General features: G+C 66.5%; 17 protein-coding genes and 1 riboswitch. Of the genes, 3 read left to right on the top strand and 14 right to left on the bottom strand.

Annotated features, from left to right (window positions below; translation table 11 throughout):
• Positions 1 to 10 precede the first annotated feature (10 nt).
• Positions 11 to 346 carry a DUF1840 domain-containing protein gene (locus AADV58_RS01405; RefSeq protein WP_051295232.1) on the top strand — a complete coding sequence of 112 codons (336 nt, stop codon included), beginning with the start codon at positions 11 to 13 and terminating at the stop codon, positions 344 to 346.
• Between the two features lie 9 nt (positions 347 to 355).
• On the opposite strand, the gene AADV58_RS01400 is transcribed toward AADV58_RS01405, so the two are convergent.
• On the bottom strand, positions 356 to 925 hold the full coding sequence (locus AADV58_RS01400; RefSeq protein ID WP_341743875.1) for a hypothetical protein: 570 nt from the start codon (positions 923 to 925) through the stop codon (positions 356 to 358).
• 118 nt (positions 926 to 1043) lie between these two features.
• Here AADV58_RS01400 and AADV58_RS01395 point away from each other — a divergent pair, with 118 nt between their 5' ends.
• Positions 1044 to 1763: an N-acetylmuramoyl-L-alanine amidase gene (locus tag AADV58_RS01395; RefSeq protein WP_341743874.1), complete on the top strand. Its 720-nt coding sequence runs from the start codon at positions 1044 to 1046 to the stop codon at positions 1761 to 1763.
• On the opposite strand, the gene murB is transcribed toward AADV58_RS01395, so the two are convergent.
• The 12 genes from murB to AADV58_RS01335 form a co-directional block, all read right to left on the bottom strand.
• Positions 1738 to 2748, bottom strand: coding sequence for a UDP-N-acetylmuramate dehydrogenase (gene murB / locus AADV58_RS01390; RefSeq protein WP_341743873.1), 1011 nt, complete (start codon positions 2746 to 2748; stop codon positions 1738 to 1740). The two genes, AADV58_RS01395 and murB, sit on opposite strands and share 26 nt — an antisense overlap.
• A 42-nt stretch (positions 2749 to 2790) precedes the next feature.
• Complete coding sequence (locus tag AADV58_RS01385) at positions 2791 to 4119, bottom strand: sigma-54 dependent transcriptional regulator (RefSeq protein ID WP_341743872.1); 1329 nt, start codon at positions 4117 to 4119, stop codon at positions 2791 to 2793.
• Positions 4112 to 4471, bottom strand: a complete 360-nt coding sequence (locus AADV58_RS01380; RefSeq protein WP_028993954.1) for a 5-carboxymethyl-2-hydroxymuconate Delta-isomerase — start codon at positions 4469 to 4471, stop codon at positions 4112 to 4114. Before AADV58_RS01380 ends, AADV58_RS01385 begins: the two co-directional genes overlap by 8 nt.
• Positions 4452 to 6275 carry a sensor histidine kinase gene (locus AADV58_RS01375; RefSeq protein ID WP_341743871.1) on the bottom strand — a complete coding sequence of 608 codons (1824 nt, stop codon included), beginning with the start codon at positions 6273 to 6275 and terminating at the stop codon, positions 4452 to 4454. Before AADV58_RS01375 ends, AADV58_RS01380 begins: the two co-directional genes overlap by 20 nt.
• A complete protein-coding gene (locus tag AADV58_RS01370) occupies positions 6272 to 6685 on the bottom strand; it encodes a DUF1850 domain-containing protein (protein ID WP_341743870.1) in 414 nt (137 codons plus the stop codon). The genes AADV58_RS01375 and AADV58_RS01370 overlap by 4 nt, the downstream gene beginning before the upstream one ends.
• On the bottom strand, positions 6682 to 8751 hold the full coding sequence (locus AADV58_RS01365; RefSeq protein WP_341743869.1) for a TRAP transporter permease: 2070 nt from the start codon (positions 8749 to 8751) through the stop codon (positions 6682 to 6684). The genes AADV58_RS01370 and AADV58_RS01365 overlap by 4 nt, the downstream gene beginning before the upstream one ends.
• Before the next feature lie 6 nt (positions 8752 to 8757).
• Positions 8758 to 9702, bottom strand: a complete 945-nt coding sequence (locus AADV58_RS01360) for a TAXI family TRAP transporter solute-binding subunit (protein WP_341743868.1) — start codon at positions 9700 to 9702, stop codon at positions 8758 to 8760.
• 198 nt (positions 9703 to 9900) lie between these two features.
• Entirely contained in the window at positions 9901 to 10557 is a 657-nt protein-coding gene (locus AADV58_RS01355) for an HAD family hydrolase (RefSeq protein ID WP_341743867.1), read from the bottom strand.
• Positions 10558 to 10596: 39 nt separating this feature from the next.
• Positions 10597 to 10812, bottom strand: coding sequence for a DUF3079 domain-containing protein (locus AADV58_RS01350; RefSeq protein ID WP_341743866.1), 216 nt, complete (start codon positions 10810 to 10812; stop codon positions 10597 to 10599).
• Between the two features lie 13 nt (positions 10813 to 10825).
• Positions 10826 to 14485, bottom strand: coding sequence for a methionine synthase (gene metH / locus AADV58_RS01345; protein WP_341744523.1), 3660 nt, complete (start codon positions 14483 to 14485; stop codon positions 10826 to 10828).
• A 72-nt stretch (positions 14486 to 14557) separates the two neighbouring features.
• Positions 14558 to 14631, bottom strand: a riboswitch (S-adenosyl-L-homocysteine riboswitch).
• 58 nt (positions 14632 to 14689) lie between these two features.
• On the bottom strand, positions 14690 to 16699 hold the full coding sequence (locus AADV58_RS01340; RefSeq protein ID WP_341743865.1) for a cache domain-containing protein: 2010 nt from the start codon (positions 16697 to 16699) through the stop codon (positions 14690 to 14692).
• Positions 16696 to 18078 (bottom strand): sigma-54 dependent transcriptional regulator, encoded by a 1383-nt coding sequence (locus AADV58_RS01335; protein ID WP_341743864.1) that lies wholly within the window; start codon positions 18076 to 18078, stop codon positions 16696 to 16698. Before AADV58_RS01335 ends, AADV58_RS01340 begins: the two co-directional genes overlap by 4 nt.
• Before the next feature lie 130 nt (positions 18079 to 18208).
• Here AADV58_RS01335 and AADV58_RS01330 point away from each other — a divergent pair, with 130 nt between their 5' ends.
• Positions 18209 to 19555, top strand: coding sequence for a DEAD/DEAH box helicase (locus AADV58_RS01330; RefSeq protein WP_028993963.1), 1347 nt, complete (start codon positions 18209 to 18211; stop codon positions 19553 to 19555).
• A 9-nt stretch (positions 19556 to 19564) separates the two neighbouring features.
• On the opposite strand, the gene selD is transcribed toward AADV58_RS01330, so the two are convergent.
• Complete coding sequence (gene selD, locus AADV58_RS01325) at positions 19565 to 20623, bottom strand: selenide, water dikinase SelD (protein ID WP_341743863.1); 1059 nt, start codon at positions 20621 to 20623, stop codon at positions 19565 to 19567.
• Between the last annotated feature and the right edge of the window lie 31 nt (positions 20624 to 20654).

Genomic DNA, 20654 nt, shown 5'->3' with positions numbered 1-20654 from the left:
GACAGATGCGATGATCGTTACCTTCCAATCCAGCGAAACCGGTGAATTGCTGATGTACGCCGAAACGGCGAAAACCCTGCTGGAAATTGTCGGCAAGGAAACCGGTGCGCGCGGTGTATTCACCCAGCCCGAAATGTTGCCGGCGGCTGCCAAGCTGCAGCGTGCCGTCGATGAGGCGCGTCGTCAGATGGCGGGTGCGCCGGAACCGGATGATGAGGAAGAGCGGCAGAAACCGCCGCCGGTAGGCCTGCCGCAACGCGCCTGGCCGATGATCGACATGCTCGAGCGGACCGCGAACAGCGGCCCGGAAGCGCACATCGTCTGGGAAGCGGCGGCCGACTTCTGAGCGCCCGGCTCAGAACAGTTCGATATCGTCGCTTTTTTCCTTCATCTCGGCCATGAAGCGTTCGACCGCTTCCTGGACCGGGATGCCCTGCATGACCGCGTCGAACATCGCGATTTCCTCGCGCGTCGTGTATTTGCCCTTGATCCGCGTTTGCAGTCCAACCCATTCGCCCGGGTTGTAGATGCGGCCGGGTTCGGCGACCAGATCGCTGAGTTCGCCCAGACTCAGGCCGACGTGGGCAAGGCGCTGCACCAGCTTGTCGTAGAACTGGAAGGCAATGATCGCCTGGTGCACCATGCCGGAGACGTTGCCGGCAGCGCCGAGCAGTTCGGCCCGGGCCGTACCGGCGGCGCCGTCGTCGGGTAGCGCTTCGACCTTGCCGACGATTTCCTGCATGCAACCAGCCATCGTGGTGAAGGATTGCGTCAGCACATCGACGGAGGCATTGCTGTCCTTCATCGCGTGCTCGATCTGCACGGCGGCGAGCTCGAGCATCAATACGGTTTCGCGGACCTGGCTCCAGTTGAGGTCCGGGGCGTGCGCGGTGGAGCCGCGCGGCGGAACGATCTTGTCGGTCATGGTGGTGTCCTGTTCTGGTCGGCGACTATAACCCACTTCCGGCTGCCCGTTCCAGCACCACGTAGTGCTTGCGGATGGCGATGCTGCCGATGTTGTAGTTGTGCCGGATAATCCGCAAATGTTCGCACTTCCTTTCCCGATTGCCTTACTGTCGCTGGCGCTGCTGCTGGTCAGGCCGCTGCAGGCCGCCCCCGAAATCGCCATCGATGTCGGCCACGGCGGCCGTGATACCGGCGCCATTTCGGCACGCGGGCGCAGCGAATTCGAGTTCAACCGGGATCTCGCGGCGCAACTGGCGCAGACCCTGGACGAGCGGGGCCGGCGCGTACGTTCAGTCAATTTCGACGGCAATATCGGCAGCCTGGCCGCGCGGCCCGAAGCCGCGGTCGGTAGCGACTTCTTCATTTCCATCCATCACGATTCGGTGGGTGAGGCCTGGTTGCTGCCGTGGCTCTGGGAAGGCGTCGAGCGCACGCATACCGAGGTCAAGCGCGGCTACGGCATCTTCGTTTCGGCCAATAATCCCGACCCCGCGACCAGCCTGCTCTGTGCGTCGGCGATGGGCGCCATGCTGCGCCGCGCGGGCTTCGTGCCGAGCGACTGGCACGGGCGCAAGCACGCGCCGGCCGATGCGGAAAACGGCGTCTGGTACTTCGACAACCTGGTCGTCCTCTACCGCACGACGCTGCCGGCCGTGCTATTCGAGGCCGGCGTGATCAAGCACAAGGACGAGGAACTCGAACTGCTCGACCCGGCGCGTCAGGCGCGCATGGCCGATGCGCTGGCGACCGGGCTGGCCGCCTGCCTGCAGGTCACAGGAAAACCGGTTCCGGACTGAGGTCGACGGCGAACTTCTCGCGCACAGCTGCCTGGACGGCAGCCATCGTGTTGCGCACATCGGCGCCGCTGGCGCCACCGCGATTGACCAGCACCAGCGCTTGCTTCTCGTACATGCCGACCGGGCCGAGATCCTTGCCCTTCCAGCCGGCTTGTTCGATCAGCCAGCCGGCGGCCAGTTTGACGCGCCCGTCGGCCTGCGGATAGTGCGGCAACTTGGGGTAGGCGGCGAGCAGGGCGTCGGCCTGTGTCCGCTCGACCACCGGGTTGTGGAAGAAACTGCCGGCATTCGGCGTCACCGCCGGGTCCGGTAACTTGCGCTGGCGTACGGCGATGACCGCGTCGGCGACATCGCGTGCGCCGGGTTCGGCAATGCCGCGCTCGGCCAGTTCCTGGCGCAGATCGGCGTAGCCGATGTTCGGTCGGTAGTTCCTGGGTAAACGGAAAACGACCGAGACGATGGCGACACGGCCGTCGAGGTGCCAGCCTTCCTGTTTGAACAGGCTGTCGCGGTAAGCGAAACGGCAGGCGGCGCGGTCGAGGGTAAACAAGGTTTGCCTGGCGAAATCCCAGGCCGTCACCGAATGCAGGCGCTCGCCGACTTCCAGCCCGTAGGCACCGATGTTCTGCACCGGCGCGGCACCGACGGTACCCGGGATCAGCGACAGGTTTTCCAATCCGGGACAGCCTTGCGCCAGCGTCCATTGGACGAATTCATGCCAGTTCTCGCCGGCGCCGGCCTCGATGTAGACGGCCTCGTCGTCCTCGCGCAGAACGCGCTTGCCGGCAATCGCCATGTGCAGCAGCAGACCGTCAAAATCGCCAGTCAGCACCAGGTTGCTGCCGCAGCCCAAAACGAAACGGCGCTCGCCGGGAGCGACTGCCGCCAGTTGCCCAGGATCGGTGATTCGCTGATAACGTGCGGCCTTGCCGGGCAGCGCGAGGGTGTTGAAGGGGGTGAGGTCGATGGCGGTCTGTACGGTCATGGCGCCATTGTCGCCGATCACCCGGTGGCTGGGAACCGCTCCTCAGTGCGTCCGGAAGTTGTCGGCACTGATGCCGTGCCGGGACAGTTTGTCGTACAGCGTCTTTTTCGGCACCTGCAGCAGTTCGGCCGCCTGGGCGACGTTGCCGGCGCAGTGCTGGAGGGCGGTTTCGATGGCGCGGCGTTCGGCGGCGTCGACCTGCGTGCCGAGCGAGGCGGGCGGGGCTTCGGGGGTGCCGCTGAGGGCGTCGGACAGGCCGAGCGCCCAGCGGTTGGCGACGTTCTTCAACTCACGCACGTTACCCGGCCAGTCGTGTGCCTGCCAGCGGGCGAGGTCGGCCGGCGTCCAGGTGGCTGGCGGGCGCTGGTAGCGCTGGGCGGCTTCCTGGAGGAAGGCGGCCATCAACAGCGGAATGTCGTCGCGGCGTTCGCGCAGCGGCGGCAGGTCGATGCTGACGACGTTGAGTCGGTAGTAGATGTCGGCGCGGAACTGGCCGGCGTCGGCCAGCGCCTTGAGGTCGGCCTTGCTGGCGGCGACGACGCGGCAATCGACGGCGATGCTGTGGTTGCTGCCCAGGCGTTCGATGCAGCGCTCCTGGAGCACGCGCAGCAGCTTGACCTGCAGGTTGAGCGGCATCGACTCGATTTCGTCGAGGAACAGCGTGCCGCCGCTGGCGTGTTCGATGCGGCCGATGCGCCGCTTGCCGGCGCCGGTGAAGGCACCCGCCTCGTGGCCGAAAAGTTCGCTTTCGAAGACCGTTTCCGGCAGCGCCGAGCAATTGACCGCGACGAAGGGGCCGCGCCGGCCGCTGGCGTCGTGGATGGCGCGGGCGACGACCTCCTTGCCGCAACCGGTTTCGCCGTTGATCAGGATGTCCACGCCGGTCGGCGCGAGGGCGCCGATCAGCCGGCGGATGTCCTGCATCGCCGGGGTCTGGCCGATCACCGCGCTCAGCCCGGCAGCGTGCAGTTGTTCCTTGAGCTGGCGGTTCTCGACCAGCAGGGCGCGTTTGTCGAGGGCGCTCCTGACCGCCGCGATCAGCCGTTCGGAAGGAAAGGGCTTCTCGATGAAGTCGTAGGCGCCGTCGCGCATCGCCTCGACGGCCATGGCCACGTCGCCGTGGCCGGTCATCAACAGTACCGGTAGCTCGCGGTCGAACTGGCGTAGTTCGCGCAACAGCGTCAGGCCGTCGCGGCCGGGCAGGCGGATGTCGCTGACGACCAGCGCGGGCCGTGTCGTCGCCAGCGCGGCAAGCATGCTTTCGGCGTCGGCGAAGGCGCGCACCGGGATGTCGGCGATGGTCAGCGCCTGCGCGCAACCCTTGCGCACGGCGCTGTCGTCTTCAACCAGAAAGACCGTGAGTTCAGCCATGGACGACGGCCTTGGCGTAGCTGGCACGGTCGAGTTCAACGGTTTCGACGCTGAGCTGCAGTTCGTGTCCCGCAGGTGGAACCAGCGTCGCCATCAGGGCGGCGAGTGCGGCGTTGGCCAGTTGTTTGCGTTCGTCAGCGCTGCGTCCGCTGAGCAGCGCGATACGCAGATGGGCGAAGGCACGGGCGCCTGTTTGGACGCCGGTGCGGAAATCGCCGAGGCAGAGCGCGCGGCTCTTGATATCGGCTTCGCCAAACAGGCCCGAGTCGAAGGCGGCGGCGTTGATCGCCGTCAGCGCGGCGGCTGGGTCAATGGCGAGGTTGGCGGTGTATTCAAGCGTCAGGTGCGGCATGGTCGTCTCCGGCGGCGGGCAGCGTCAGCACGAACACGGCGCCGCCGTCGGCCGCGTTGTCGGTGCGTAGTGTGCCACCGTAGCTTTCGACGATGGCCAGCGAGATCGCCAGGCCGAGGCCGAGGCCTTCGCCGGCGGGCTTGGTGGTGTAGAAGGGTTCGAACAGGTGGCTGCGTACTTCGTCGGCAATCCCCGGGCCGTGGTCGCGCACGCTCAGGCGGACCTGGCCGGCGCTGCGGGCGACGGTGATTTCCAGGCGGGGTGCGGGCTGGCCGTGCATGGCGTCGAGGCCGTTGAGCATCAGGTTGACCAGCACCTGTTCGAGGCGACCGGCTTCGGCGACGACCTGCAGCTCGCCATCGTTCTGGCTGACCTCGATGCTGGCCGCAGTGTCGCGGCGGCGCGGTTCGACCAGCAACAGCGCATGTTCGATCGCGCTGGCGACGCTGACCGGCTGCGGCGTCGCCGCTTCTTTACGGGCGAAGGTTTTCAACTGGCGAACGATGCGTCCGGTACGGCCGACCAGTTCGCCGATCATCTGCAGGTTTTCCGCGACTTCCTCGTGGCGGCCGCGGGCAAGCAGGGCGCTGGCGTTGTCGGCGAAGGTCTGCAGCGCCGCCAGCGGCTGGTTCAGTTCGTGGCTGATGCCGGCCGACAGCTGCCCGAGGACGGCCAGCTTGCCGGCCTGCACCGCAGCGTCGCGGGTTTCGTGGAGAATTGCTTCGGTGCGTTGCAGTTCGGCGATCTTGGCGGTCAGGTCGGCGGTGCGTTCGGCGATGCGCTGTTCCAGTTCGCCGTGAATGCGCTGCAATTCCTCGCGCCGGCGGCGGCGATGGCGCAGGTGGGCGGCGACGCCAATGGCGAAGGCGGCGGCAAAGGCCAATGCCATGGCGCCGGAAAACGCCGCCGCCCGAGCTTCGTCGAGGCGGCCGAGCTGCACCACCTGCCAGCCGAAATTGCCGACCGGACGGGTCACCAGCAGGTGCTCGCGCGGCGTTTCGTCGGGCAGTGCCAGACGCAGGGGGGCGCTGGCTTCGAGCGGCACGGGCCGGTCAGCCAGGGCGACGATGGCCTGGTTGCCGTACTGACGGGTCTCCGCCAGGCGTGCCGTGGTTGCCGCCGGCAGCGGCGCCAGCGTGCGATAGCGCAGGCGGCGTTCCGACGACAGGAAGACGATGCCGTCGGCGTCGGCCAGCAGCAGGATGTCGCCGGCGCCGGCCATGGCCTGTTCCATGGCTTCCAGGCCGATCTTGAGGACGACGACACCGAGGATCTGCTGTCCGTCGCGGACTGGTGCGGCGATGAAGTAACCGGGTTCGCCGGTGGTCACGCCGACGCCGTAGAAGCGCCCCAGGCCTTGCGCGACGGCATCGGCGAAGTAGGGCCGGAAGGCGTAGTTGTGGCCGATGAAACTGCGCGGCTGGCGCCAGTTGCTGGCAGCCAGCGTCAGGCCGTTGGCGTCGATCAGGTAGGTGGCGGCCACCGCCGCCCCCTGTTGCGCGGCTTCGAGATAGGCGTTGGCCGCGTCGATCCGCTGTTTGTTGTCGGGGTCGCGCAGCAGCGCGGCCAGCGAAGGTTCGAGCGCGAGCAAGCCGGGCAGCGATTCGTGCCGGTTCAGCGTGGCGTCGAGCGACAGGGCGAAGGCGTCGAGACGCTGCGTCGCCAGCCGGCGCTCATGGGCCAGGTTGTGGTCGAGCAGCAGGCGATAGCCGAGCAGGCCGATCAACAGGCAGGCCAGCGTTGCCAGTACGGTCAGCAGCCAGGTGCGGGAGGGCGGTTTGGTAGGAATGACAGGACGGCTCATGGCCGCATCGTAACCAGTTTTGCCTGTTGCGGTGCAGGGGCCGGGCAGGCTTTCAGGTCGACCACGGTGTCGGCAGGCAGCGTCGGCAGCCAGTCCGGCAGCGGTCGGCAGTCAGCGGCCGAACACACCACATAGGGCGCGACATGCGGTGAATGGCGCAAGCTCACCGCTGGCAGCAACGGCAGGGCGGGGGTGTAGTGCCAGGCACCGTCGCGGTAGACGGCGTCTGCCGGCGGTTCCATGCCGGCGCCGGTGCCCCGCACGCGGGCCGAGGTCAGGTGGAGTCGATCGCCCTGCAGGCGGTAGTCTTCCGCCCACAGGGTTTTCTGGATCGAGTGCGTCCATTGCAGCGTGACTGCCTCGCCGAGCGGCGCCACCAGCAGGCCGGCGACGAGGCAGATCACGTTCATGCCGGCTGCAGGCGACGGGTGCGCAGCAGGTGCCAGCCGATGAAGGCGGCACAGGCGGCGAAGCCGAGCTCGTCGGTGAGCGGCATGGCAGCAACCAGCATGAAGGCGGCGGCAGCAGCCCAGACGCGTTCCCAGGCGGCCAGCGGTGCGCGCAGGTAGCCAATGCTGGCGGCGCCCCACAGCGTGATCGCCAGCAGCGCTTTACCGACGATGTAGGCGACTGCCAGGACCGATGGATCGCCCTGCAGCATCAGCGCATTGTCGTACACCGCCATGAACGGCACGACGAAGCCGGCAATGGCGATCTGCACCGCCTTGATGCCGATCTTCATCGCCGGCTCCTTGGCTACCGAGCTGGCGGCGAAGGCGGCGAGTGCCACTGGCGGCGTCAGGTCGGCCATGATGCCGAAGTAGAAGACGAACATGTGGCTGACGATCAGCGGTACGCCGAGTTCGAGCAGCGCCGGCGCGGCGATCGAGCTGGTGATGATGTAGTTGGGGATGGTCGGGATGCCCATGCCCAGCACCAGGCAGATCAACATGGTCAGCAGCAGCGAGACGAACAGGCTGTCTTCGCCGACCTTGAGGATGAAACCGGCGAAGTTCGTGGCCGCGCCGGTCAGCGTCAGCACGCCGATGATGATGCCGACGATGGCACAGGCGACACCGACCGGCAGCGCCTGCTTGGCACCATCGACCAGGCTGTTGCGCATCACCCGCAGCGTGTCGCGGCCGCCCTGGACGAACAGGCAGGCGACGATCAGCAGGGCGATGACGATCAGCACCGGATAAACGCCCCACTTGATCAGCGCCGAGGTGCCCAGACCGACCGCGATCCAGAAGACGAAGCGGAAAGCGGTTGCCGACAGGCGGGCGGCGACGGCGGCGCCGAGGATCAGGATGGCGCACAGGGCGAGGCCCACCATGCCCGAGTACATCGGCGTGAAGCCGTTGAACAGCATGCCGACCAGGCCGACCAGCGGCAGCACCAGGTACCACTGGCTGCGGATCGCCTGCCACGGATTCGGGCAGTCTTCCTTGGCCAGCCCGCCGAGATTCTTGCGGCCGGCTTCCAGGTGCACCATCCAGAACACTGTCGCGTAGTAGAGCAGGGCCGGGACCAGCGCCGCCTTGACAATCTCGATGTAGGGAACGTTGAGGTTCTCGGCCATGATGAAGGCGACTGCGCCCATTACCGGCGGCATGATCTGGCCGCCCATCGACGAGGTCGCCTCGACCGCGCCGGCGAAGGTGCCGGAATAGCCGAAGCGCTTCATCAGCGGGATGGTGAACTGGCCGGTGGTCAGCACGTTGGCAACGCCGGAGCCGGAAATCGAGCCCATCAGCCCCGAGGAGACGACGGATACCTTGGCCGCGCCGCCCTTGGCGTGGCCGACGAAACCCAGCGCCACCGAGTTGAACAGGTTGATCATCCCGGCGTGTTCGAGGAAGGCGCCGAACAGCACGAAGAGGAAGATGTACATCGCCGAAACCATGGTCGGGATGCCGAAGATGCCTTCGGTGCCGAACGCCAGCTGGTCGACGATCTGGGCGAAATCGTAGCCGCGGTGGGCGAGGTCGCCCGGCAGGTGCTGGCCGAACAGGCCGTAAAGCAGAAACAGGGCACAGATGGTCGGCAGCGCCAGGCCGAGAATGCGGCGGGCAGCCTCGAAAACGAGGACGATCATCGCCGTGCCGACGATCAGGTCGGTGGTGCTCGGGTCGCCGGCGCGCATGATCAGGTCGACTTCGAAAACCCATTGATAGGCGGCGAGGGCGAAAGCGAGACCGGCCAGCAGCCAGTCGCCGAAGGGAACGCGGTCAAGGCGACCGTTCTTGCGGATCGGGAAGAGTATGAAGGTCAGGGTCAGCAGGAAGCCGACGTGCAGTGCGCGCATGACCAGGCTGGAGAGCGGATGGAAGGCCGCAATGGCCAGCTGGTAGATGGAAAAGCCGAGCGCGATGCCGGTCAGCACGAGGAGCGCGACGCCCCCGAGACGGCGCTGGGCGCCGTGCTCGGAGAACGTCTCCTGCTCGATGTTCGGCGGGGAGACGTGAGCCGTCATGATCGCTTACTTGAGCAGACCGGCTTCGCGGTAGTACTTCTCGGCGCCCGGGTGCAGCGGTACCGGCGAGCCGGTGGCCATTTTCTCCTTCTTGATCGCCTTGGCGGCCGCGTGGGCGGTGGCCATGGCATCCAGGTTCTCGGCCATCGACTTGGTCATCTTGTAGACGGTGTCGGCCGGCACGCCTTCGTGGGTGATCAGGTAATTGGGCACGAGCACGGTGTTCACGTCGGTGGTCTGGCCGTTGTAGGTGTTGGCCGGGATGGTGCCGGACTGGTAGGCGGCGTCGCCGATCTTGGCGACCACATCGGCCGGGATCGGGATGACAACGATCTTCAGCGCGGTCGCCAGGTCACGTACGGCGGCGACACCGAGGCCGGACGACAGCAGCGTGGCGTCGAGCTGGCGGTTCTTCATCAGTTCGACCGATTCCGAGTAGCCGAGGTACTCGACCTTGGCGAAATCCTGGTAGCCTATGCCGACGGCCTTGAGGATGTCGCGGCTGTTCAGTTCGGTGCCGCTCTTCGGGGCGCCGACCGAAACCCGCTTGCCCTTGAGGTCGGCCAGCGACTTGATGCCGGAATCGGCGGAAGCCAGGAAGTGGATGTAGTTCGGGTAGATCGCGGCGACCGTGCGCAGCTTGTTCAGCGGCGCCTTGAAGCCGACTTCGGCGTTGCCCTTCCAGGCTTCGGAGAGCGTGTCGCCGAGCGTGAAGGCGATTTCGCCCTTGCCGGCCTGCAGCAGGTTGAGGTTTTCGGCCGAGGCCTTGGTCGCCTGCACCGACATCTTGGCGTCGGGCAGCACCTTGCCGTAGATCTGGGTCAGCGAGACGCCGAGCGGGTAATAGACGCCGCTGGTACCGCCGGTCAGGACGTTGATAAAGCCGGATGCGTTGGCGGCAGTGGCGCCAACGGCCAGCGAAGCGGCGACGATCAGGGAACGCAGTTTCATATTATCTCCTCCGTGGAATTGGGACGCGCCGCAAGGCGGCAGCGGAGGAAGACATCGCAGGAGCTGTGCCAGCCGCATCACTGGTTGGCAAGTTATTGATTTATTGTATTTGTTGTCCTGTTGGTTGCAACTGGCGACGGTCGATCAGTGCGGAATTCCGGAATCGGGCAAGGCGCTGGTGCGGAAATCCGCACAAGCTTAATCGGCCAGCAGCATCGCCCCGAGTGCCGCCGGCCGCGCCGCCGCCCGCCAGCCGGCGCGCATCTCGTCGGTGTTCAGGCTGCCGTAACCCCAGGTCACGGCGATGAAGGGCAGGCCGTTGGCGTCGGCCGACTCGCCGTCCTCGCTGCGGTCGCCGATGTAGATTGCCTGTTCCTTGGCGATGTCCTGGTCGGCGAGCAGCCGAGCGATCATCGCCGCTTTGTTCGGTAGGCGCGGCGAAATCAGGTCGAGCGCATAGACATGGGTGAAATGCCCACGCCAGCCGAGGTGGTCGAGGATCAAGCGGGTCGGGTGGATGCGCTTGTTGGTGGCAATCGACAGCGTCAGCCCGGCCCCGGCGAGTTCGGCGAGCAGTTCGCCAACCCCGGCATAGGCGGCGGTTTCCCGGTAGCCGGCGCCGTCGTAACTGGCCTTGAAGGCCTCGCCCAGCCGCCCGATCAACGCGGGATCGTCGCTACCCGACAGCAGTTGCAGGGTCTCGGTCAGCGGCGGTCCGATCACGCTTTCATCGATGGCGACAGCCGGCGCGATGCCGGTCTGCGAAAAAGCCGCGCGAAAACTGGCGAGGATGGCCGGCGCGGAGTCGATCAGCGTGCCGTCGAGGTCGAACAGGATGTGCGGATAGCGGGGCATGGTGGCGGGCATTCGGATGGGTGGCGAAGGATAGCGCGTTTAGCCCAGTGGCGCTGCCGCCGCCGACGGATCGTTTTCGTCCGGTTCGATGCCCCAGTCGCCCCAGGTGTACCAGTCGTCGCCGAGCATTTCGGCGGGGTGCATGGTGCGGCCCGAGCCGTTGCCGCATTGCAGGTCCTTGGCCGGGCAGTATTTGTCGCAGCCCCAGCAGATGCGCTCGGGGTGTTTGGGGTGGAGCGGGAAGCGTTTGGCCATCGCTCCACCTTGCTTACAGCAGCGGCGCCAGCCAGCGTTCGGCTTCGCCGACCGCCATGCCCTTGCGCGCGGCCCAGTCTTCGAGCTGATCGCGGCCGATCTTGGGGATGGCGAAGTACTTGGCGCCGGGATGGCCGATGTAGAAGCCGGAGACGGCGGCCGCCGGGGTCATCGCGCAGGATTCGGTCAGCGCCATGTCGATTGCCGGCGCGTCGAGCAGGGCGAACAGCTCGCGCTTGGCGGTGTGGTCGGGGCAGGCCGGGTAGCCGGGGGCGGGGCGGATGCCGGTGTAGGCTTCGGCGATCAGCGCGTCGTTGTCGAGCGTCTCATCCTTGGCGTAGCCCCAGTAGTCAGTGCGCACTTGCTTGTGCAGCCATTCGGCGGCGGCTTCGGCGAAGCGGTCGGCCAGGGCCTTGAGCATGATCGCCGAGTAGTCGTCGTGGGCCGCTTCGAAGGCGGCGACGCGGTCGTCGATGCCGAGGCCGGCGGTGACGGCGAAGGCGCCGGCGTAGTCGTTTTCACCGACGAAATCGGCGAGTGCGGTGTTGAAACGCCCGGCCGGCTGCTTGATCTGCTGGCGCAGGCCGACCCAGCGAGTTGCCTCGACGCTGCGCGACTCGTCGGTGTACAGCACGATGTCCTCGTTCTCGCCGCGGGCCGGGTAGAGGCCGAACACGGCTCTGGCGGTCAGCCATTTCTCGGCGACGATTTTCGCCAGCATTGCCTGCGCGTCGTGGAAGAGTTGGCGGGCGGTTTCGCCGACGACGTCGTTGGTCAGGATGGCCGGGTAGCGGCCGGCCAGGTCCCAGCTCTGGAAGAAGGGCGACCAGTCGATGTAGGGGACGAGGTCGACGAGCGGAATGTCCAGCGTCTGGCGGCCGAGTTGCGCCGGTTTGACCGGTGTGTACGCTTCGTTCCACGTGAAACGATTGGCGCGGGCGTCGGCCAGGCTGACCAGCGTGGCGCCCTTGCGGCCGGCGTGTTCGGTGCGCACGGCTTCGTATTCGGCGGCGATTTCGGCGACGTAGCCGGCCTTCTGGTCGGTCGACAGCAGCTTGGTGGCGACGCCGACGGCGCGCGAGGCGTCCGGCACGTAAACCACCGGGCTGTCGGTGTTGGTGGCGATCTTGATCGCGGTGTGGGCACGGCTGGTCGTCGCACCGCCGATCAGCAGCGGCTGGTTCATGCCGAGGCGTTTCATCTCAGCGGCGACGTGCGCCATTTCTTCCAGCGACGGGGTGATCAGGCCCGAGAGGCCGATGATGTCCACCTTGTGTTCGAGCGCCGCCTTGAGGATGTTGTCGCAAGGCACCATGACGCCGAGGTCGATGACGTCGTAGCCGTTGCAGCCCAGCACCACGCCGACGATGTTCTTGCCGATGTCGTGCACGTCGCCTTTTACGGTGGCCATCAGGATCTTGCCCTTGGAGCCGAGGCCGGTACGGGCCTTTTCGGCTTCGATGAAGGGCAGCAGGTGGGCGACCGCCTGTTTCATCACGCGCGCCGATTTGACCACCTGTGGCAGGAACATCTTGCCGGCGCCAAACAGGTCGCCGACGACGTTCATGCCGCTCATCAGCGGGCCCTCGATGACCGCCAGCGGCGGCTTGCCTTCGCCTTCGAGCTTGGCGCGCACTTCCTCGGTGTCGGCCACGACGAAATCGGTGATGCCCTTGATCAGCGCGTGTTCCAGGCGCTTCTCGACCGACTGCTCGCGCCACGACAGATCGGGGCCGGCGTCCTTGGCCTTGCCTTCCTTGACCGTCTGCGCGAAATCAACCAGCGCCTCGCCGGCGCCGGGGTTCTTGTTCAAAACCACGTCCTCGACCTTGGCGCGCAGTTCGGCTTCCAGGTCGTCGTACACGCCGAGCATGCCGGCATTGACGATGCCCATGGTCATGCCGTTTTTAATGGCGTGGTAGAGGAAGACGGTGTGGATGGCCTCGCGTACCGGGTCGTTGCCGCGGAAGCTGAAGGAGACGTTGGAAACGCCGCCGGAAATGTGGGCGTGCGGCAGGTTTTCCTTGATCCAGCGCACCGACTCGATGAAATCGACGGCGTAGTTGTCGTGTTCCGGGATGCCGGTGGCGATGGCGAAGATGTTCGGGTCGAAAATGATGTCTTCGGCCGGGAAACCCATGCCGGTGAGCAGTTCGTAGGCCTTGCCGCAGATCTCGATCTTGCGCGCGTAGGTGTCGGCCTGGCCCTTTTCGTCGAAGGCCATGACGATGACGGCGGCGCCATAGCGACGGGCGAGTTTCGCCTGTTCCAGGAACTTGGCTTCGCCTTCCTTCATCGAGATCGAATTGACGATGCCTTTACCCTGGATGCACTTGAGGCCGGCCTCGATCACTTCCCATTTGGAGGAGTCGATCATGATCGGCACGCGCGAAATGTCCGGCTCCGAGGCGATCAGCTTGAGGAACTTGTCCATCGCGGCGAGCGAATCGAGCATCGCCTCGTCCATGTTGATGTCGATGACCTGGGCGCCGTTTTCGACCTGCTGGCGGGCGACGGCCAGGGCGTCGTCGAAGCGGCCTTCGAGGATCATCCGGGCGAAGGCGCGCGAGCCGGTGACGTTGGTGCGCTCGCCGACGTTGACGTAGAGCGAGTCGGCGGTGACGTTGAAGGCTTCCAGCCCGGACAGGCGCAGCGCCGGTTCGATTTTTGGCGTTTTGCGTGGGTTGACCGTGGACACCCGTTCGGCGATGGCGCGGATGTGCTCAGGCGAGGTGCCGCAGCAGCCGCCGACGATGTTCACGATGCCGCGCTCGGCCCAGCCGGCGATCTCGTCGGCCAGTTGTTCCGGGGTTTCGTCGTAGCCGCCGAAGGCATTCGGCAGGCCGGCGTTCGGGTGGGCCGAGACGTAGCAGTCGCAGACGCGCGACAGTTCCTCGACGTACTGGCGCAGTTCGCTGGCGCCGAGCGCGCAGTTGAGGCCGAAGGAAAGCGGCTGCACGTGGCGCAGCGAGTTCCAGAAGGCTTCGGCGGTCTGGCCGGACAGCGTGCGCCCGGAGGCGTCGGTGATCGTGCCCGAGATCATCACCGGCCAGCGGCGGCCGGCGATGTCGAAGTATTTCTCGATGGCGAACAGCGCGGCCTTGGCGTTGAGCGTGTCGAAGACGGTTTCGACGAGCAGGATGTCGGCACCGCCCTCGATCAGGCCGGTGGTGGCTTCGACGTAGTTGGCGACCAGTTCGTCGAAAGTGACGTTGCGGTAGCCGGGGTCGTTGACGTCGGGCGAGATCGACGCGGTGCGCGAGGTCGGGCCGAGGACGCCGGCGACGAAGCGCGGCTTGGCCGGATTCTGCGCGGTGAATTCGTCGCACAGCTTGCGGGCGAGCGCCGCGCCTTCGAAGTTCAGTTCGTAGACGATCTCGGTCAGGTTGTAGTCGGCCTGCGAGACGGCGGTCGAGTTGAAGGTGCAGGTCTCGATCAGGTCGGCGCCGGCGGCCAGGTACTCGCGGTGGATGCCGCCGATGATGTCGGGGCGAGTCAGCACCAGCAGGTCGTTGTTGCCTTTGAGGTCGTGCGGATGATCGGCGAAGCGCTCGCCCCGGTAATCCTTTTCCTGCAAGCCGTGGCGCTGGATCATCGTGCCCATGGCGCCGTCGAGGACGAGCAGGCGTTGTTCGAGCAGGGCGTGGAGTTCGGCAGTACGGTCGGGCTGGATCATGGCTTACCTCGGCAAAGCACCGGTGACGCCGCAAAAGCGAACGGCGCTGCAAACCGGCGAGTGGAACAGGGTTTGCGAGCGCCGTTGATCGTTGCCGAGCCTGGCCCCGATGTGGTCAAAGGGTCGCAGCGCTCCTCGGCAGGGGGTGAAGTGTAGCCGTCGACGGCACGAAAGCCAAGTTTTCCCTGCAAAAACAGTCGCTCAGCCCAGCGGCTCGCAGCGTAGCCAGACGGTGAACACGGCGCCGCTGCCGTCTGGCGAGTCGACGGTGATGCGGCCGTCGTAGCGTTCGACCAGCGATTTGCTGACCCACAGGCCGAGGCCGTGGCCGCCGGGTTTGTGGGCGGTGTAGAAGGGCTCGAACAGATGTTCGCGGTCGGCTTCCGGGATGCCCGGGCCGGAATCGGTGACGCTCAGGCGCAGGCCGATCGGCATGTCGGCCTCGTCCCAGTCCTCGACCGCAAGGCGCAGCGTGCCGCCGTCGGGCATGGCCTGGATCGCGTTGGCCAACAAATTGATGACGACCTGCTGCAACTCGTTCTTGTTGCAGGTGACCAGTCGCGCCGAATCGATCTGTTGCTCGATGGCGATATTGCCCTTGCGCAACAGGTGGCCGACCAGCAGCAGGCAATCATGGATCAGTTGCTGGGCGCCGACCGGTTCGAGGTAGCCGACGTATTCCTGCGGCCGGGCGAATTGCAGCAGCTTGGTGACGATCAGGCGGATGCGGTGCACCTGGTCGAGGATCAGCCGGAATTCCGGTTCGACCGGTTTGGCTTGCTCGCCGAGCACTTCGCGGGCCATTTCCAGATTCCCCTGGATGACGGCAATCGGATTATTGATTTCGTGGGCGACGCCGGCGGTCAACTGGCCGATGGCGGCCATTTTTTCCTGAGTGATCAGCTTGCCCTGCGTCGACCGCAGGGTTGCCAGCGCTTCCTGCAATTCGGCAGTGCGCTGGGCCACCTTGCCGTCCAGGGCTTCGCCCCAGCGTTGCAGGGCGAGCGCCTGTGCCTGCTGGCTTTCGAGCAGGCGGTCGAAGTGCCGGGCCAGGTCGCCGACCTCGTCGACATTGGGCACCGGGCCGACGCGGGCGGTGCCGTCGCCGTTCTGGATGGCGTTCATGGTCGCGTGCATGCGCTCGATCGGATGAAAGACCTGGCGCGCCCAGAGCACGCCGAATACCGCAACCAGCAGCATGGTCAGCGCGAACAGCGCGACGATGCCGGACAGCGCCGAATTGCGGGCTTCGGCAAACGGCGTTTCGAGGAAACCGACGTAAAGCATGCCGATGCGCTCGCCGCGACTGTCGATCAGCGGGCGGTAGCCGGAGTAGTACCAGTCCTGGACGACGAAGGCGCGGTCGAGCCAGGTTTCGCCTGCGCCGAGCACGGCGTCACGTACCGCCTGTGAGACGCGGGTACCGATGGCGCGGCCGCCTTCGAACAGGCGGACATTGGTGGCAATGCGCACGTCGCCGAGGAAAAGCGTTGCCGTGCCGACGCTGCCGAGCATCAGTTCGCCATCGGGATAGACGATTTCGTTCAGTCGGTCGACGAATTCGAGATTGCCGTTGAGCAGCACGCCGCCGGCCAGCACGCCGAGCAGCTGGCCATCGTGCGCGTAGACCGGGGCGGCACTATGCACGACCAGACCCCGGTCTTCGGCCACGCGCGGATCGGGCGCGGCGTTCTGGGTCGGCAGCAGCGGCGTATGCGCGCGGCGGGCCAGGGCAGGCTCGATGGCGGCCAGCAAGCCGGGGGTAAAGATGTCGTTATCGGTCTGCGCCTGCCCCGAACGGGCGCGGTTGATGACCGGCCAGCCGGCGAAGCAGGGCTTGCCGGCATAAGCGGGAGCGCAGTCGTCGGCGTCGAGCAGGTGCAGGAAATCCAGCTTCAGGCGCCGTCTTTCGGTGTCCAGCCAGTGGTGCAGGGCGGCCGGATCGGAAGTCGCAGCGTGCACCTGGCCGGCTAGGCGAGTTGACCCGGCCAGACCTTCGACAGCGGTGCCGATGCCGGCACTGACGCGTTCGTAGTAGCCGTTGGCGATACCCAGATCGGCGCCGACCTTGGCCACCAGCAAGCGGTCGAGATAGGCGCTACCCCATTGGGTGAGGATGATCAGCAGCAGCGGCAGCACGACGCCCAGCGGCAGAAGGGCCAGCACCAGCAGCCGTTGGCGGATCGACTGCCGCCGGGGTTTGTCGCTCACTCGCAGCCCCAGGCGGTGCACTTGCGGTCCAGCGTCTTGCGCGAGATGCCCAGGCGGCGCGCGGCTTCCGACTTGTTGCCGTGGCAGGCCTGCAGCGTGGCCAGGATGTGCCGTTTCTCGACGGCTTCCAGGCGCTCGCCGCTGGCGCCGTCACCGTCGTCACCAGTGTCGTCGTCGGTGCCCAGGTCGAACCAGCCGAGGATCAGGGAGCGCTCGATGAAGTTGCGCAGTTCGCGTACATTGCCCGGCCAGTCATAGGCGGCCATGCGGGCGAGGGCACGCGGCGTCAGGTCGAGCGGCGGCACGTTCAGCGCCTGCGCCATGCTGGCGATGAAATGGCGGGCGAGCAGGGCGATGTCGTCGGGGCGCTCGCGCAGGGCGGGCAGATTGAGTTCGACGACCTGCAGGCGGTAGTAGAGGTCCTGGCGGAAGCGCTGCTGGGCGACTTCTTCCTTGAGATTGCGGTTGGTGGCGGCGATGACGCGCACGTCGACCGGGATTTCCTGTTCCGAGCCGACCGGCCGGATGCGCCGCTCCTCGAGCACGCGCAACAGCTTGGCCTGGGCGGCGGCGGGCATTTCGGCGATTTCGTCGAGGAACAGCGTGCCGCCCTGGGCGTAGTAGAACAGGCCTTCGCGGGCGCTCTGGGCGCCGGTGAAGGCGCCCTTGACGTGGCCGAACAGTTCCGATTCGATCAGTTCGGCGGCAATCGCCGCGCAGTTGATCGGCACGAAGGGGCCGGCGTGGCGGCCGCTCATGCGGTGCAGGGCGCGGGCGGCGACTTCCTTGCCGGTCCCGGATTCGCCGGTGATCAGCACGGTGGCGTTGGTCGGCGCGATTCGCTTGAGCCGCTCGCAGATGCCCTGCATGGCATCGGACTGGCAGATGACGCCATCGACCGCCGTCGATCTTTCCTCGATCTCGCGGCGCAGCACGAAATTTTCCCGGCGCAGCCGCGAGCGTTCGAAACAGCGGGCGACGCCGTTGAGCATCTGGGCCACCGAAAAAGGCTTGAGCAGGAAGTCGGAGGCGCCGGCGCGCAGCGCGTCGATGGCCGTATCGAGGTCGGCGTAGGCGGTGATCAGGATGACGTCGCCGGCAAAGCCGTCGTCGCGCAGGTCGTGCAGCCATTCGATGCCGGAACGGCCGGGCAGCGAGATGTCGAGGATGATCAGGTCGTACAGCCGCCGGTGCAGTTGCGGCACCGCCTGTTCGACGCTGCCGGCCGTATCCACCTGGCCGTAACGCTGGGCCAGCGCCCGCTGCAGGAAACTGAGCATGCCCGGCTCGTCATCGACGACGAGGATGGAAAAGGGCGGCTGCCCCGCACCTGCCTGATCCGGGCTTGACTGAACGTTTCCCGGTTTTGTTTGATCCATGATTGACTCCGCTTTTCCGGCATCATCGCAAACCTGGGCCTTGGCTAGCAATTGCTACGCGATGCGGTCAATTGCCGGTGATCGGGATGCATGGGAGTAAAATCGCGGTTTTTCAACAGATTGCGATGCCATGACCTTTGCCGAACTGGGCCTAGCCGCCCCGCTGTTACAGGCGCTTGAAACCCTCGGTTACCAGACGCCGACGCCGGTTCAGCAGCAGGCCATTCCGCCGGTGCTGGCCGGCCGCGACCTGATGGCGGCGGCGCAGACCGGCACCGGCAAGACCGCCGCCTTCGCCTTGCCGCTGCTGCACAAGCTGGCCGCCGACGGCAAGAAGGTCGGCAGCAACGCGATCCGGGCGCTGGTGCTGGTGCCGACGCGTGAACTCGCCGAGCAGGTCAACGCCAGTTTCCGCGAATACGGTCAGGGCTTGTCGGTCAGTTCCTACGCGGCCTACGGCGGCGTCAGCATCAACCCGCAGATGATGCGCCTGCGCCGCGGCGTCGATGTGCTGGTGGCGACGCCCGGCCGCCTGCTCGACCTGTTCCGGCAGAATGCCGTGAAGTTCCGCGATGTGCAGGTGCTCGTGCTCGACGAAGCCGACCGCATGCTCGACCTCGGTTTTTCCGCCGAACTGGACACGCTGTTCATGGCGTTGCCGAAGAAGCGGCAGACGTTGCTGTTCTCGGCGACCTTCTCCGAACAGATCCGCAACATGGCGCGCGCCCGCCTGCGCGATCCGCAGACGGTCGAGGCCGGTCCGCGCAGCGTCACGGTCAAGGCGGTCAAGCAGTGGGTGGTGCCGGTCGACAAGAAGCGCAAGACCGAGCTGTTCCTGTTCATGCTCAAGGACCGCAAGTGGGGGCAGGTGCTGGCCTTCGTCAAGACCAAGAAGAGTGCCGACGATCTGGTTGCCCGCCTGCAGGCGAAAAAGATCGCCGCTGATGCGATTCACGGTGACCGGCCGCAGGCCTCGCGCCTGCGCGCGCTGGAAAGCTTCAAGGCGGGTGAGGTGCAGATCCTCGTCGCCACCGACGTGGCGGCGCGCGGGCTGGACATCGACGACCTGCCGCAGGTGGTCAATATCGACCTGCCCATCGTCGCCGAGGATTATGTGCACCGGATCGGCCGCACCGGCCGGGCCGGCGCCACCGGCGAGGCGATCTCGCTGGTCTGTGCCGACGAGGCACCGTTGCTGGCGGCCATCGAGGTGCTGATCAAGCAGGTGCTGAGCCGCGAGGAAGAGCCGGGCTTTGAGCCGGATCACCGGGTGCCGGCAACCAACGGCGTGGTTGCCGCGCCGAAACGGCCGAAAAAACCCAAGCTCGGTCGCTCCGGCGGCACCCCGGGCAACTGGGTGGGTTACGACGACTATACGGTCGGCGACAAGCCGGTACGCCGCGGTACCGGCCAGCCGCTGGCCCGGACCCCGCCGCTGGCCGGCAAAAGGCCACCGGCCAAGGCACGCGGTCGTTGATGGCCGGCGTCAGCGAACACTGACGCCGCTGCCCGCGCGCATCTGGCCGATCACCCGGGCTTCGCTGAAACCGTCGGCGCGGAAGATGTCGAGCACCGCGTCCACGCAGTTCGGGGCGCAACTGACCAGCAGGCCGCCCGAGGTTTGCGGGTCGGTCACCAGCTTCTGCTGCCACGGGGCGAAGTCGGCCGGCAGTTCGACTTCGTCGCCGTAACTGGCCCAGTTTCGGGTCGAGGCGCCGGTGGCGACGCCCTGGCCGAGCCAGTCCAGCGCTTCGGCGATCACCGGCAGGTCGGCGAAATTGACGTCGGCGCCGAGGCCGGCACCCCGGCAGATTTCCAGCAGATGGCCGGCCAGGCCGAAGCCGGTGACGTCGGTCAGCGCGTGCACGCCTGCCAGTTCCGCGAGCTTGGGGCCGGGGGTGTTGAGCTTGGTCGTCCAGCGCAGCATCTCGGCGTAGCCGGCGGCCGACAGCTTGCCTTGCTTGAGCGCCGCCGACAGCACGCCGATGCCGAGCGGCTTGCCCAGCACCAGGCAATCGCCGGCCTGTGCGTCGCGATTCTTCTTGAGCTTGTCGGGATGGACCAGGCCGAGGGCGACCAGGCCGTAGATCGGTTCGACGACGTCGATCGAGTGCCCGCCGGCGACCGGGATGCCGGCTTCCCGGCAGATGCTGCTGCCGCCTTCGATGATCTGGCCGATGATTTCCGGCGGCAGCTTGTCGATCGGCATACCGACCAGGGCCAGCGCCAGGATCGGCTTACCGCCCATGGCATAGACGTCGGACAGGGCATTGGCGGCGGCGATGCGGCCGAAATCGCGCGGGTCGTCGACCACCGGGGTGAAGAAGTCGGTAGTGGCGACCAGCGCCTGCGTGTCGTTGAGGCGGTAGACGGCGGCGTCGTCCGAGGATTCGATGCCGACCATCAGTTCGGGCGGAATCAGGCCGCGGTCGACGTGCTTGAGGATGTTGCTCAGAACGGCCGGCGAGATCTTGCAGCCGCAGCCGCCGCCATGGGCGAACTGGGTCAGGCGCAGGGGGGGCGGGTTTTCGGAAGGTTTGTCCATGAGCTGATCCTGAACTTCGTTAAAATGCCGT

The sequence above is a fragment of the Azonexus hydrophilus genome, from assembly GCF_038368255.1.
Classification (GTDB): Bacteria; Pseudomonadota; Gammaproteobacteria; order Burkholderiales; family Rhodocyclaceae; genus Azonexus; species Azonexus hydrophilus.
This window is presented reverse-complemented; position numbering and strand designations above follow the sequence as displayed.